General features: G+C 40.1%; 14 protein-coding genes. 1 reads left to right on the top strand and 13 read right to left on the bottom strand.

Annotated elements, in window-relative coordinates; all coding sequences use genetic code 11:
* Positions 1–7 precede the first annotated feature (7 nt).
* The 10 genes from Q1A31_RS16790 to Q1A31_RS16745 all read right to left on the bottom strand — a co-directional run bounded on the left by Q1A31_RS16790 (position 8) and on the right by Q1A31_RS16745 (position 9634).
* Positions 8–880: a putative selenate ABC transporter substrate-binding protein gene (locus Q1A31_RS16790; RefSeq protein WP_299879441.1), complete on the bottom strand. Its 873-nt coding sequence runs from the start codon at positions 878–880 to the stop codon at positions 8–10.
* Between the two features lie 213 nt (positions 881–1093).
* Positions 1094–2008, bottom strand: a complete 915-nt coding sequence (locus Q1A31_RS16785) for a hypothetical protein (protein WP_299879439.1) — start codon at positions 2006–2008, stop codon at positions 1094–1096.
* A 137-nt stretch (positions 2009–2145) separates the two neighbouring features.
* Entirely contained in the window at positions 2146–3771 is a 1626-nt protein-coding gene (locus Q1A31_RS16780; protein ID WP_366943042.1) for an electron transfer flavoprotein-ubiquinone oxidoreductase, read from the bottom strand.
* Positions 3772–3929: 158 nt separating this feature from the next.
* A complete protein-coding gene (locus Q1A31_RS16775; RefSeq protein ID WP_299879436.1) occupies positions 3930–4748 on the bottom strand; it encodes a CPBP family intramembrane glutamic endopeptidase in 819 nt (272 codons plus the stop codon).
* A gap of 5 nt (positions 4749–4753) precedes the next feature.
* Positions 4754–5221, bottom strand: coding sequence for an RDD family protein (locus tag Q1A31_RS16770; protein WP_299879433.1), 468 nt, complete (start codon positions 5219–5221; stop codon positions 4754–4756).
* Between the two features lie 16 nt (positions 5222–5237).
* A complete protein-coding gene (locus tag Q1A31_RS16765; RefSeq protein ID WP_299879431.1) occupies positions 5238–5816 on the bottom strand; it encodes an aminodeoxychorismate/anthranilate synthase component II in 579 nt (192 codons plus the stop codon).
* Between the two features lie 10 nt (positions 5817–5826).
* The gene (trpE, locus tag Q1A31_RS16760; RefSeq protein WP_299879428.1) at positions 5827–7314 is read right to left on the bottom strand and encodes an anthranilate synthase component I; all 1488 of its coding nucleotides are present in this window, start codon (positions 7312–7314) and stop codon (positions 5827–5829) included.
* A gap of 241 nt (positions 7315–7555) precedes the next feature.
* A complete protein-coding gene (locus Q1A31_RS16755; protein WP_131905454.1) occupies positions 7556–8236 on the bottom strand; it encodes a phosphoglycolate phosphatase in 681 nt (226 codons plus the stop codon).
* 129 nt (positions 8237–8365) lie between these two features.
* Positions 8366–9064: a ribulose-phosphate 3-epimerase gene (rpe, locus tag Q1A31_RS16750; RefSeq protein WP_299879422.1), complete on the bottom strand. Its 699-nt coding sequence runs from the start codon at positions 9062–9064 to the stop codon at positions 8366–8368.
* Positions 9065–9307: 243 nt separating this feature from the next.
* Positions 9308–9634, bottom strand: a complete 327-nt coding sequence (locus Q1A31_RS16745) for a cytochrome c5 family protein (RefSeq protein ID WP_299879419.1) — start codon at positions 9632–9634, stop codon at positions 9308–9310.
* 185 nt (positions 9635–9819) lie between these two features.
* On the opposite strand from Q1A31_RS16745, the gene Q1A31_RS16740 reads away from it, so the two are divergent.
* On the top strand, positions 9820–10770 hold the full coding sequence (locus Q1A31_RS16740) for a 1-aminocyclopropane-1-carboxylate deaminase/D-cysteine desulfhydrase (protein ID WP_299879416.1): 951 nt from the start codon (positions 9820–9822) through the stop codon (positions 10768–10770).
* A gap of 96 nt (positions 10771–10866) precedes the next feature.
* On the opposite strand, the gene Q1A31_RS16735 is transcribed toward Q1A31_RS16740, so the two are convergent.
* The 3 genes from Q1A31_RS16735 to speA all read right to left on the bottom strand — a co-directional run bounded on the left by Q1A31_RS16735 (position 10867) and on the right by speA (position 14331).
* On the bottom strand, positions 10867–11433 hold the full coding sequence (locus Q1A31_RS16735; protein WP_299879413.1) for a lysophospholipid acyltransferase family protein: 567 nt from the start codon (positions 11431–11433) through the stop codon (positions 10867–10869).
* Between the two features lie 219 nt (positions 11434–11652).
* Positions 11653–12033, bottom strand: a complete 381-nt coding sequence (locus tag Q1A31_RS16730) for a hypothetical protein (protein ID WP_299879410.1) — start codon at positions 12031–12033, stop codon at positions 11653–11655.
* A gap of 381 nt (positions 12034–12414) precedes the next feature.
* Complete coding sequence (speA, locus tag Q1A31_RS16725; RefSeq protein WP_299879408.1) at positions 12415–14331, bottom strand: biosynthetic arginine decarboxylase; 1917 nt, start codon at positions 14329–14331, stop codon at positions 12415–12417.
* Positions 14332–14336 lie beyond the last annotated feature (5 nt).

Below are 14336 nucleotides of genomic sequence, written 5' to 3'. Positions count from 1 at the left end.
GCGCGTGTTACTGGTCGATTAGACCAATCTCTTTAGCGACATCCAATACCGGTTGGAAATCCGCATTACTTGCAGGAATAAAACCAGAACGAGGGAAGGCATCCAGAATGCTTTTGTCTTTAATGTCGATTAAAGCCTGAGTTACTTTAGCGGTAAAACCTTCGCCGTATACTTTGTCTGCATCTCCACGAATACTCCACTGGTAATCCGGGTAATCAGGTGTTTCCCAAATAACTGAAACCTTATCAGTATCAATTTTTCCTTCTGATAATTCTCTTTCCCATACCTTGTAGTTAACTGCTCCTACCTGATAAGCACCAGACTGAACCAACGCAATCGTGCGAGAATGATTGCCACTGAAACCTACTTTTTCGAAGATTTTTTCAGGTGCTTTATTAAATTGTTTACGTAGATGATATTCGGGCATCAAACGTCCAGAAGTAGAACCCTTAGAACCAAAGGTGAAGGTTTTATTGAGAATAGACTCAGGCATTTTTTCTGACTTACTGTCATTATCTTTGCTCACAACGCCAGTATGCGCGATGAAGTAACTTTTAAACGTAGGGTCTTCAGCGCCCTGTGCGATCGCCTGAGAACCTTCTGATAATAAACGTGCGCGAACACCAGACAATCCGCCAAACCATGCTAACTGCACGTCATCATTGCGGAAAGCGGTAACACTTGCAGCATACGACTTAACCGGAACAAATTTCACTTCATGATCAAGCGCTCTGCTCAAATAAACAGCGACATTATCAAAACGCTCTTTCAAAGCTGTTTCATCCTGATCAGGAATAGCGGTAAAAACAAAAGGTTTCGCAGTGGCAGCCGTGTTTATCGTAAAAAACAAAATTGCCGCGATGAGGGTTCGTTTGATCATAGTATAAGAATATCTAATAATTTAAAAAGCGGGTAGCGTAGTGTAAATATTCTTTGTGAGCAATCAAATAAAAGTAAAAGGCCGTGATATTTTTATTAAAAAGTCACCCCCGTACTTACAGGCGTTTAATTAATCGTTGCCATTGTCGTTGCCAATTTTGTGAGTCTTTAAAAATACAATCTACAAAAAAAGTGCCTCAAAGTAGGGGGGTGACTAAAATTCTATGGGCTGAGCCAGTTCCAGAACTTTCCTTCTGGTTGCATCATCCATCAATGTTTCTAAAGCATATTCACCAAGGATTTCATTCATCGCTTTTAAAGGCGGAATCAATAACTCTTTATCTTTTGCTTTTATGTTGTAGCTATTGATTGTTCTGAGTATTGATATCGACGCACTATTCAAACTCTGGTTTTTGCGAGGTGTAGGATTATCATGCGGCGTGGCTAAACCAAGTTTCTGAATAACTTCCTGAACTACATCTCCTTCATAGTTGAATACCGAGATTTTGTTTTCACCAAACAGGCTTTGGCAATCTGAGACAAAACCCTGATAGTCTAAATGCTGTGAAAACCACTTAAAGTCTAACATTTCGGATAGAGATAAGTCTTTGCCATAACAGGGGTTATTCTCTATTTGCGGGTTACGTATACATTGTTTGTAATAACTTTCGATAAACGCCAGTGGTTCGCGAAACCATATCCAGATTTCTATGTTGAAGCATTTATTCAATTCTCTTAAAAGGTCTTTGGATGCCTCGGGAAAATCCCACCAGTAATTATAAATTCCTTCAGATGACAGGATTATGGTGTGGGTGTTTTCGTTGACCTGTGACAGGATATTTTTGAAATTTTCCAGAAAGTTTTCGTGATGAGTAGTGATCAGGTTTTTCTCGAACCATTGGTGTTTGGGTGCATGGGTATTTTGCAATTTTTGCAGGTTATGCGGATATAGAATCCCTTTGCCCCTGAGTTTGCGTTGTTTCTTATCCAGATAAGTTTGTAAGCTGGTGGTTCCGGTTTTGGGTGTGCCAGCATGGATTATGAGTTTTAATGCTTTATCCCTGACTGACGTGATCGGTTCTAACAATGCGTTCAGTTGTTTGGAAAAGATGTCGTGTGGTTTTTCCATGGGATATAAAAAAAGCCTCTAAAGTAGGGGGGTGACTTTATGCTAACTAAGTTTTAATGACGAATCCAGATACTAAAATGCCACAACCTTGATGTTCAAAATTGTGGCATTTTAGTATCTGATTAGTTAATCAGCTATTACATATTGCTGTACATCGGTCCGCCACTCTCTGGTGTGGTCCAAACGATATTCTGCGTTGGGTCTTTGATGTCACAGGTTTTACAATGCACGCAGTTTTGAGAGTTGATGAGCAACGCTTTTGAACCATCCTCTTCTTCTACAATCTCGTATACAGCGGCAGGGCAATAACGTGATTCAGGTGAATCATAAAGATCAAGATTGGTATCAATCGCGATTTTTTGATCTTTCAGTTTTAGGTGAATCGGCTGGTTTTCATCGTGGAACGTATTGGATAAATACACCGACGACAAACGATCAAACGTGACTTTTCCGTCAGGCGCTGGGTATTCGATTTTTTCGACGTCTGTTTTCTTCTTCAGTTGCAGATGGTCCGCATGGTGGGTCATCGTCCATGGCTCTTTACCGCGAGTCACATAAGCAGTTAAGCCTGCGTTGGCTAAACCGAGCAATAAACCTTTGCTGAAGCCTGGGCGTATATTGCGTACTTTGTGCAGTTCTTCGTGCATCCATGAATTTTTGAAAGCCGCTTCATAAGAGACAGAGTCAAATGCGTCTTTTTCCAGCGCAGCAAATGTCGCTTCTGCAGCTAGCATGCCACTTTTCATTGCCGTATGAATGCCTTTGATTTTCGCTACATTGAGGAAGCCAGCAGCGTCCCCAATCAGTAATCCACCCGGAAAATCTAATTTTGGTAGAGACTGTAAACCGCCTTCTACGATAGCGCGCGCGCCATAGCTGAGGCGTTGGCCATCTTCAAAAAGTGGTCTAATTGATGGGTGATTTTTAAAGCGCTGAAATTCTTCGAAAGGACTAAGGTATGGGTTGGTATAATCCAGACCGACTACGAACCCTACTGCGACCAGATTCTTTTCCATGTGATAGAGGAAAGAACCGCCGTAGGTATCGCTCTTTAATGGCCAGCCAATGGTATGTAATGTTTTACCCATTGTGTGTTTTTCTGGTTTAACTTCCCAAACTTCTTTGATGCCGAGGCCGTATGTTTGCGGTGAAGAATCTTTCGCCAAGTCATAGTGATCGATTAATACGCGACTCAATGAACCACGGCAGCCTTCCGCAACGATGGTAAGTTTTGCGCGTAACTCCATTCCCGGGTCGTAAGAAGGGGTTTTATTGCCTTCTTTATCCATACCTGTTTCGCCTGTAGCGACACCCACAACCTTGTTGTTTTCATCATAAAGAACTTCTGCCGCAGCAAAACCTGCGTAGATTTCGATGCCCATTGCTTCTGCTTGTTCGCCCAACCATTTGGTTAAACGACTGATGCTGATGACGTAATTTCCTTCGTTATGCATGGAAGGTGGCGTCGGTAATTTCTTCGAGCCTTTTTCTGTCAGGTAGGTGAAATGATCTTCGGTGACTGCGGTGCTGATTGGTGCGCCTTTGTCTTTCCAGTCGGGGATGAGTTCGTCAAGAGCACGCGTTTCCAGGATTGCACCAGCCAGAGAATGAGCGCCAACTTCGGCCCCCTTTTCGAGAACGGTAATAGCCAGTTCTTGTCCTTTTTCTTTAGCCAGTTGAGAGAGTCGAATTGCAGTCGATAAACCGGCAGGTCCGGCACCAACAATGACTACATCAACATCTATAGAATCGCGTTCACTCATAGTTATTTCCACCCATAACAAATCAATATCTGGTCGATTATAGTAGAAAGAACTTGGTGGATATTCTTTTTTTTATCCAATGCTTAACATAAAACCAGTGTTGGTAAATTAGGGGCGCTTATGAGACATTGAGTGTTTCATAAGCTAATTTCTGATTATTATAAACCCAGTTCCATGCCGAGGCTTGCGGTTAAATTCATTAACATATGCATAGCGATTGGAATATAAAGTGATTTAGTCTTGAGTTTGGCAATGGCTAATAGAATACCGATAAGGAAAATGCTGATAATTTCAAACCAGCCATATTGCATGTGAATGATAGCCCAGGTGGCGGATGTCAGTAGTATCGCGCCTAAAGTACCAAAAACACTGTTACGTAGACCTTCAAAAAAGAAACCACGGAAAAGGATTTCCTCAAAAATAGGTGCTGATATACCAACTGCAATCCAGAGTAATGGTAAGTTATTGGTACTCGAATATAAGCGAGTCATGAATTCAGGCGTGGGTCGATCTAGCCAGATATTGATCGCTTCCATCAGCACCATGGCTAGAATCATCAACCCTAAAAACTGTAGTACATGCTTGAGTGTCGGCTTGTGAAAACCTAGGTATTCTTTAATGCCAAAAGTATTAACGCCTGTAGTTTTACGGATAGTGTTAAGACGAATAAATACAAACAAAATAACTAAAGCGATACCTATGATTGCCGAAGGTATTTGTGAAATACTTATGGCATCACCGTTTAAAGCGTAGTTTTTGAGTAAGTTATCTAAGCCTACGGTTGAATCAGATTGAAAAGCATCACCTATCGAAACGCCTTCAATCACTAACACATAGGCTACTAAGAACAATGATTGAAATATAGAAAAGACGATAAAAATGAGGATGGTTAAAGCTAAAGTTGCCCAAAATCCCCAGTAGTAATTTTCGCTTCTCGTATTTTCAGCTGGTAGCTCTGTTAAAGGGTCTTGTATCACTTTATTTATATATTAATCAGAGTCGTTTTGCTCATGATGTCCTGTACTGCCTGACGTGGTTTATTAAAAGGTATTAACAATAGCCCCAGACCAAAAAGTGCAGTGACATAACGAACTAAAGATTCAGACCATGAGATCAGTCCATTATGTTTATTGACGACTTTTATTTTCCAGACGCGCATTCCGGGCGTTTGTCCACGTTTGGTCCAGAAGTAACCAAAATAAAGAAAACTCACAATCAGCCATAAGCTTTTTAAGAACAAGTTAGTAAGACTACCTGTTGGGATGGTGGTAATAGTTTCAGTTTCACTAATTTGTAGTTGCTGCAAGGCCACTAATCCAGAGCTAATGATGACCTGCTGAATGATTAAAGTTGAAATAATGATGGCGAAAAATACGATCAAACTATCGTAAAAAATAGCTAATAGGCGGGATCGTATTTTTGTCGGTGATGATAGGGTAGTTTCAGACATTCTAATTATCTATCAATCACATATTAAGAAAGTTTTGCAACATATCGTGACCATTTTCCGTCAGAATAGATTCTGGATGGAACTGAACGCCTTCAATCGCGAGTTCTTTATGTCGCACACCCATGATTTCATCAAGTTCTCCGTTATCATCCTGGGTCCATGCAATCACTTCTAGCGAATCGGGTAATGTTTCTTTTTCGATAACCAGAGAGTGATAGCGCGTCGCCTTGAATGGATTCGGTAGGCCTTTAAAAATGCCCGTGCCTTTGTGATAAATATCAGAGGTTTTGCCGTGCATGATTTCTTTGGCGCGAATAATGTTGCCGCCAAATTGCTGACCGATTGATTGATGGCCTAGACACACGCCAAAAATTGGTAGCTTGCCTTTAAAATGTTCGATGACAGCCAGAGAAATACCGGCTTCTGTGGGAGTACAAGGACCGGGAGAAATCATTATTCTTTCTGGTGCGAGTGCTTCAATGTCTTCAATGGTGATTTGATCATTACGTTTTACAACGACTTCAGCGCCTAATTCACCCAGGTATTGCACCAGGTTGTAGGTAAAGGAGTCGTAATTATCTATCATTAGAATCATGTCGTTCTCCTTACTTGTGAAGTCTGTCTAAACCAGCAGCTGCCTGGCTGACTGCTTTGAAAATGGCGCGTGCTTTATTCATGGTTTCCATCCATTCCATTTCCGGAACAGAATCATAAACTATGCCGGCACCTGCCTGAATGTGTAAGGTCTCATCTTTAATCACACCAGTACGGATTGCAATCGCAGTATCCATATTACCATTCCATGCCAGGTAACCGATAGCACCCGAATAAATACCACGTTTTACGGGTTCTAATTCATCGATGATTTCCATTGCGCGAATTTTAGGTGCGCCGCTTACTGTACCCGCAGGGAATGTCGCACGAAGCACGTCAATCGCAGACATGTCAGGTAATAATTTACCGACGACATTTGAAACGATATGCATGACGTGAGAATAACGCTCAATTCCCATTTTATTGGTGAGGCGCACAGATCCAGTCTGACTTACTCGGCCCGCATCATTTCGCCCTAAATCAATCAGCATTAAATGTTCGGCGAGTTCTTTAGGATCATTGAGTAATTCTTTTTCCATAGCCAGATCTTTGACTTTATCGTGGCCGCGTTTACGCGTACCAGCAATCGGTCTAACAGTGATTTCACCATTATCAAGGCGTACTAAAATCTCGGGTGATGAACCCACAATCTGAAAAGAATCCAGATTCATAAAGTGCATATAAGGGGATGGATTGAACGATCGTAAGGAACGATATAAATCTATTGGTGGCGCTTCAAAGGGAATACTCAGACGTTGTGAAAGCACCACTTGCATGGCATCGCCGGCTTTGATGTATTCACGTGTTTTCTCAACGGCTTCTTCAAAACCTTCTTTGGTGAAACCAGAGACAAAATCATCTTCGGTAATGGTCTTGGGATTACTTACCGGATTGTATAAAGTCAGTGGTTCTTGCAGTTTATTGCTTAAGTAATCGAGTCGACTTTCTGCCTCTTCGTACTCTCCATCACTGGCATGTACGATTACCGAAAGAATGCCATTCAGGTTATCGAAGATGACTACTTCTTCTGAAAGCATCAGTAGTATATCGGGCGTATCAATCGGATCAGGTTTTGATTCTGCTTCCACACCTGATAGTTTTGGCTCTATATAACGAATCGTTTCATAGCCAAAGTAACCGACTAAGCCACCATTAAAACGCGGCATGCCTTCGATTTCAGGGACTTTGATGCTGTCTTTGTAGTTTTCAATCCATTCTAGAGGATCACTGACAGTTTCAGAGGAAACGGTTTCACCATCGGTGATAACGTCAACATCTCTATCCGTGACTTTAATAATCGTTTTGGCGGGTAGGCCAATAATTGAATAACGACCCCATTTCTCTCCACCTTGGACGGATTCAAATAAATAAGAATACGGGCCATTGGCGAGTTTGAGGTAGGTACTTAAAGGGGTGTCTAGATCAGCGAGTATTTCGCGAACTAGAGGTACGCGATTGTAACCTTCAGAAAGGTAAGCTTCGAATTGTGATTTGTTCATGGTTAAACCTGATATAAATGTATGTGCATTGGTATTAATTTATTACGAATAAATAAGCGTACAACTGTCTTTTTTTCAAAAGACGCTATATCCAAAGCCAGTGACGATTTATAGAGGTATTTAACATGGGGGGTATTTTAACTCGCTTTTTAATCAATCAGCAAGTAGTAAACAGCCAAAGGATTGGCTGAGTGAAAAGATAGTAAACGTAGTGATGAGTTTCAGACCAGAGTAGGCTGGATTACCGAGGTTTTATCATGTCGCGTAACTCCGTCATCGAGTCAATCACCGCATCAGGGTTCGAATCCCGAATATCATCGCCATGGTTATAACCATAAGACATGCAGATAATCTCAAAACCGGCAGCGCGAGCCGCTTTTACGTCTGATGTCGAATCACCTAACATCAAAGAGTTTTCTGGTTTAACCCCAAGCATTTTTGCACCATGTAATAGCGGGAGTGGATCAGGTTTTTTCTTTTCCAGAGTATCGCCACTGATAACAATTTCAAAATCATTCCACAATCCTAAGTCCTTTAAAATAGGGTGAGTGAATTGTTCATCCTTATTAGTGATACAACCGATTTTGATACCGGTAGATTTTAGGTAATCGACACCTTCACGTACTCCAGGATAGAGCTTGCTGCGTTTTGATGTGTTTTCTGCGTAAAGTTCTCTGAAAATGGGCATAGCATCTTTGAAGATAGCTTCATCGTGTGGCGCATCTAAATCATTAGCGATACCGCGTTCGACGATTCGGATAACACCATTACCCACCCATTTACGTGCCGCCGCTTCACCGCGTGGTGGAAGTCCTACTTTTTTTAACGTTTCATCGAGACACCATGAGAGGTCTGGCACTGAATCTACCAATGTACCATCAACATCAATCATGATTAATTCAGGTGAAAATGTTTTACTCATAGTGAAACTCGCTAGTGTTTACAAATATTGGCTAATGATTGCTAATGTTTAATGTAGCCACTTTTAATCTGTTTAGATAAAAAGTGGCTAAAAGTAGGGGGGTGACTTAAAAGACTATCATTGAGGCGTTTAAACCTTAGCTGCAGCTAATTGCTCGCGGAACTTGCCACAGATTGTTTCATAATCATTGGCATCATCCGGATTAGCTGCACCGAAGATCGCAGAACCCGCGACGAACATGTCCGCACCGGCTTCTTTGATTTCTTTGATGTTGTTGTCTTTAACACCACCATCCACTTCAAGACGGATATCGTAACCAGAATCGTCAATTAATTTTCTGCATTGCTTAAGCTTAGTCAGCGTTGAATGAATAAAGCTTTGACCACCAAAGCCCGGGTTTACTGACATCAATAAAATCAGATCGACTTTATCCATCACGTATTCCAGAACATCTAAAGACGTTGCAGGATTGAACACTAAACCTGCTTTACAACCTAATTCACGAATCATTTGCAGGGTACGATCGACGTGCTCTGATGCTTCTGGATGAAAAGAAATATAGCTGGCACCTGCTTCTGCAAAATCAGGAATGATTCTATCCACTGGCTTAACCATAAGATGTACATCAATTTCAGCAGTCACACCGTGTTTACGTAAGGCATCACAAACCAAAGGACCGATGGTGAGATTAGGCACGTAGTGATTATCCATTACATCAAAATGCACAACATCCGCACCTGACTTTATGACGTTATCGACTTCTTCACCCAAACGAGCAAAATCAGCAGAAAGGATTGAAGGTGCAATGAGGTCTGTTTGACGTGCCATAGAATAATTCCTTATGTTTGTGTTGTATACGTAGCGGTGCGAGTATTGTTTATTTGCATGACTCTACATCAAATATTTTAAGCTGTGTATTTGCCTTTAGGGATACAAATAGGAATACAAAAATATTATTCCGATCTAATGCAAAGCTTATCTAATGCTAAGTTTAATAAGCATTAAAAAAGGCAGCAAAAAATGCCGCCTTTCTGTTTTTAACTTGTTATTATCTATTCGTATTAAGAATGGTTATAGTTTTGGAGAAGCGTTTTTAACCATATAATCAACCGCTGCTTTTACATTTTCATCCGAAATATCAGCACGGCCGCCTTTAGCAGGCATCGCTCCTTTACCATTCAGCGATGTTGTATATAGTGCCTCCAAACCTGTAGCAATACGCGGTGCCCAGGCTTCAGCATCTCCAAATTTAGGTGATCCTGCGATACCTGCTTCATGGCAAACCTTACAGGCGTCGTCGTATGTTTTCTTTCCAGCTTCATCATCAGCTATAGTCGCCGCTGAAAATAAAACGCATGTGCTTAAAAGTGAAGCTTTTATTAACGTTGTTCTTTGCATAAAGCAGTCTCCTGTTCCTGAAATATTTCGTATATTGGTTTAAATTATTTTATAACTTACATCTTTGTAAATGTATTTTTTATTATTGTGTATCAAGGATTAAAATACCCTAATTAACCGTTCTGTCAAATTACATAATCTTTATAAGGACTTGGTCATGAAAAATACTTATGATCAATAGGTATATGCAACCACAAAATTTAAATATTGAAAGTGTTGAGATAGCAGCTGCGAAGAAGTCAGGCGTGAAGCTGTTTATGGCACGCGCTGACCGAATACATCCTTTGGCCAGTGGTAATAAATTTTACAAGTTAAAACCACATTTCGAATACGCTATAGCCAATGATATAAAACAGCTAGTTAGCTTCGGAGGTGCTTTTTCTAATCATATTCATGCGCTGGCATTAATGGCGAAAGATTATGGGCTTCAAAGTGTTGGAATTATTCGTGGTGAGCAAGAATATGCAAGCAATCCAACGTTAACTGCGGCGCGTAACGCCGGTATGGCGCTGGAGTTTGTCACCCGAAAAGAATACCAGCTAAGACATGGTGAAAACTATTTAGCCGAACTCCAGAAGCGTTATCCACTCGCTTTAATAATTCCTGAAGGTGGCAGTAGCCAGTTGGCGATAGCGGGCTGTGCAACATTAACCAAAGATATTAATGCACAGCATAGAAGTGATATTTTTACCATAGCCAGTGGAACAGGTGCGAGTTTTGCGGGTTTGGTTTGTGGGCTTGAAGAAACTCAGCAAGCCATTTCTTATGCCGTTTTAAAAGATCAGTCTCTTGAGCAGCGGATTTCATCTTTCATTAATAAGGAAGAGATACAAGCCAATGAGTATTCGATAGAACAGGCAGATTATGGCGGATACGCCAAGTTTGATGAAACACATCTCGAGTTTATTCTAGACTGGTTAGAACAAACAGGAATCTTGCTAGATCCCATTTACACTAGCAAAATGTGCAGGCGGCTAGTCGAACAGCTAACTGATGGTCAATTTGAAAAAGGCACATCCATTACAATGGTGCATAGTGGCGGATTACAAGGTTGGTTAGGGATGAGAGATAAAGTAATTAAGTTGGAAGGTGAATCTAGCTGGGATCTAATTCAGTCCTATTTATTAAGCGAATAAAAAGTGGCTAATGCTAAAAACATATCATCGAGTTTAATGTTAAAAACACCAAACGAAAAACCGGATAAAAGTAGGGGGGTGAACTCACTTTTACTTCTACGTCTGCTTCTTTTGAATTAGAACAGGTCCCTGATTCTGTGGTCGTTTACCTTTTATGCCTTCATAGAACTTAGCGATAATTTCCATATCAGCATCTATGTCGCCACTTGGATACAAAACCTGAGTAAATCCCATGGTGCGCTTACTGTAATCGATATAAGCCATACAAATCGGCACATTGGCTGATTGGGCAATATGATAAAAACCACTTTTCCAGTGATCCGTTCTTGAACGGGTTCCCTCAGGGGAAATAGTGAGCACCATTTCATCGGATTCTTCGAATCTTTTCGTTATCTGATCAATGAAACCCGTTGAGCTTTTTCTATCAACGGGTATGCCGCCTAGCGCAGTAAACAAATAATACAAAGGTCCCCAGAACATCTGTATTTTGGCGACCCAGTGGATTTTTAAATCGAGTGTCCAGAAGGTGAGAAGAGCGAGTGGAAAGTCCCAGTTACTGGTATGCGGAGCACCTATCAGAACGAATTTCTTTTCTTTAGGCAAAACAATATCAAGTTTCCAGCCAATGAGTTTCAACATTGTTTTGGCGAAAGATTTAAGCATTCGGATTCCTTGTTATCTATTTGTTGTTATTTAGTTGTTGAAAAAAAGTGCAGTCATTTTGTGGCGTAATACTTAAAACTCGGATTGATTATAAACACAGTACCCATACCAAGTCTCTTGCTGACTTTTCGATTGTATTTTTACTACTGCTATTCCTTTGTTTTATCGCAATCTAAAAATGATAGGTTCGGAAATGAAACTTGATTGTAAATGTCTTTGTTATGAAGTGACGACTAAACTCGCTAACCCTAATAAACAAACCACAGCAAAAAGAGAGGTGGAAGGAAATCGAAAGGGATTAATTTTTCCTTTAATCGCAACACTTGCACTTAGTATAGAAAATGCACCTGTAAGTAGAGTTAAAAAAACGACTAGTTCAGGTTTGTCAGGGTTTAATGCAACATAGCCGTATCCGCCACCCATCAATAAAGTGAAGATGGTTGTTATATGCCATGTGTAATAATTAAGCCATTTTGATGCTATCGGTAATTCTTTACTTTCAAGTAATGGTTTCGCCACACGAGGGCCACCAACAAAGGTATGAATGATAAAAGTAATGATACTTACCAAGACTGCTGACCATAATAAATAAATTTGCATTGTTATTTCTGTATAGTTTTCTCTATTCAGCAGAAGACGTTGATAACTTAGTTGACATGAATGGCACCCCCGGACTTTTAGGCACTTATTTTAAAGTTAAAGTATTCTAACAATTTTTAATAGTGGAAGTTTGATAGTAAAAACAGCTAGGGGTAGGACTATTTTTATACTATACCGAATCAGTATATTAATAAACCGTTGCCTCCTCTATTAAACAGTCTGAATTATTTAGTCTTTGTATTAATTGTCAGTATCAAAAAAGTGCCTGAAAGTAGGGGGGTGACAATATTTATTTAAAGCAGCAATGATTATAGTTATCTATAAGAGCATGATAAGCAGTTACTCAGATTTAAATTAATTTACTGGGATAGCTGCTTAACTTTATTGTTCAAAATAGGTATACCCGGTCAGACTTTCTTTGAATAATTTCAGCATTGTCTGTCTTTCCTGGATGCTAATTCGGTTTTCGCTAACGGCGAGTTCTGCGGTAGATCGAAAACTTTTATATAAGTCTTGTGGCTCGTATTCAACGTAGCTTAAAACATCAGAAATACTGTCGCCTTCAATCTCATTGACGTATTCAATTATTCCGTTTTCAACAATTCTTACACTGGCCACATTGGTATCACCAAATAGATTATGTAAGTCACCTAATGTTTCTTGATAAGCGCCTACCAGAAAAACGCCTAATATATATTCCTCAGACGGCTCTTTGTGATGCAGGGGTAGTGTCTTTTCATTGCTACCCATGCCACAAAAATTATCTAATTTGCCATCACAATCACAAGTTAAATCGGCAATGACGGCTTGTCTCGTAGGTTTTGTATCTAAGCGATGGATAGGGATGACCGGGAAAATTTGTCCGATAGCCCAGGCATCAGGTAAAGACTGAAATACACTGAAGTTCCCATAGTAAATATCTGCAAGTTTGTAATCTAACGTTTGCAAGTCATCTGATGGGTATTTTAATTGTGGAACTAGCGATAATACTTTTTGTAGGATGGAGAGGTATAGGTTTTCTCCAATAGCGCGTTCTCTCAGTGTGATTAATCCACGACGAAAAGCTTCTTGCGTTTGATCTCTATAGTAGAGCGCATCATTATAGCTTTCCTGTAAATTCTTTAAGTCAATACCTTCAATAGTTTCTAGTAATGATGTAATAGATTCATGGTGATCTTCTGATTCTATTTTGACTTCTTGGGGCTCAAACGTATTTACATCGATGATATTGAATAGCAACACAGACATAGGAGCTACTGTTGCTCTGCCTGATTCGGTAATAACAATAGGGTGAGGGATTTCAAACCGGTCTAGAGACTCTTTTAGTCCTTCAATGATGTCGATACAGTATTCTTCAACACTATAGTTTCTACTAAAATCACCGTTACCAGTACCGTCATAATCAACGGCTAGGCCACCACCAAGGTCTATATATTCAAGTTTTACACCTTCATCAACCATGTTGATGTAGTAACGAGTTGCTTCACGGATACCATCTCTTATGTTTCTAATATTGGGTATTTGAGAACCTAGGTGATAATGCAATAGCTTCAGACAATCTATTTTTCCAACAGCTTTTAAATCGTCAATGACATTAATGATCTGGTTGGTTGTTAAGCCAAATAAACTTCTATCACCACTGTCATTTGTCCATTGGCCATCCACTTTTGTGGATAGTTTAAGCCTCATGCCTAGTAATGGATTTACTCCCCAAAACTCGCTTCTTTCAAGAATTAACTGCAGTTCTTTGGGGGTCTCCATTACAAAAAAGCATTTAAAACCGAGTCTGATCGCTTGTAAGCCCAGATCAATAAATTCAGCGTCTTTATAACCATTGCAAATGATCAGGCTTTTACGATTTTTAAGGGTGGAAATAGCAATTAGTAATTCCGCTTTACTACCCGCTTCAAGCCCGTAATCGTACTTTTCACCATATTTAACAATTTCTTTGATGACCTGACTTTGTTGGTTTACTTTGATAGGGAAAACACCTTGGTATTTTCCCTGATAATCAAGTTCATCGATGGCTTTTTGAAAACCCAGATTCAATTCATCTATACGCTTATCGACTAGATTATCCAATCGAAGCATAATTGGCATATCCAAGCCTCTTTGTTGGAGTCCTTCGCTAATATGCTTTAAAGAGACTTGATGAGATTCGCCATTTTCAAGGTTTGCATTAACAACAACATCCCCATTATCTGCTATATCAAAATAATCTAGACCCCAGCGATTAATGCCATAAAGTTCTACAGAATCTTTACTTGTCCACTGTGTTTGGGATAATAATTGCTTCACATTTT

Source organism: uncultured Cocleimonas sp. (assembly GCF_947495625.1).
GTDB lineage: Bacteria > Pseudomonadota > Gammaproteobacteria > Thiotrichales > Thiotrichaceae > Cocleimonas.
The sequence above is the reverse complement of the archived record's forward strand: the minus strand, read 5'-3'. Positions and strand labels throughout refer to the sequence as shown.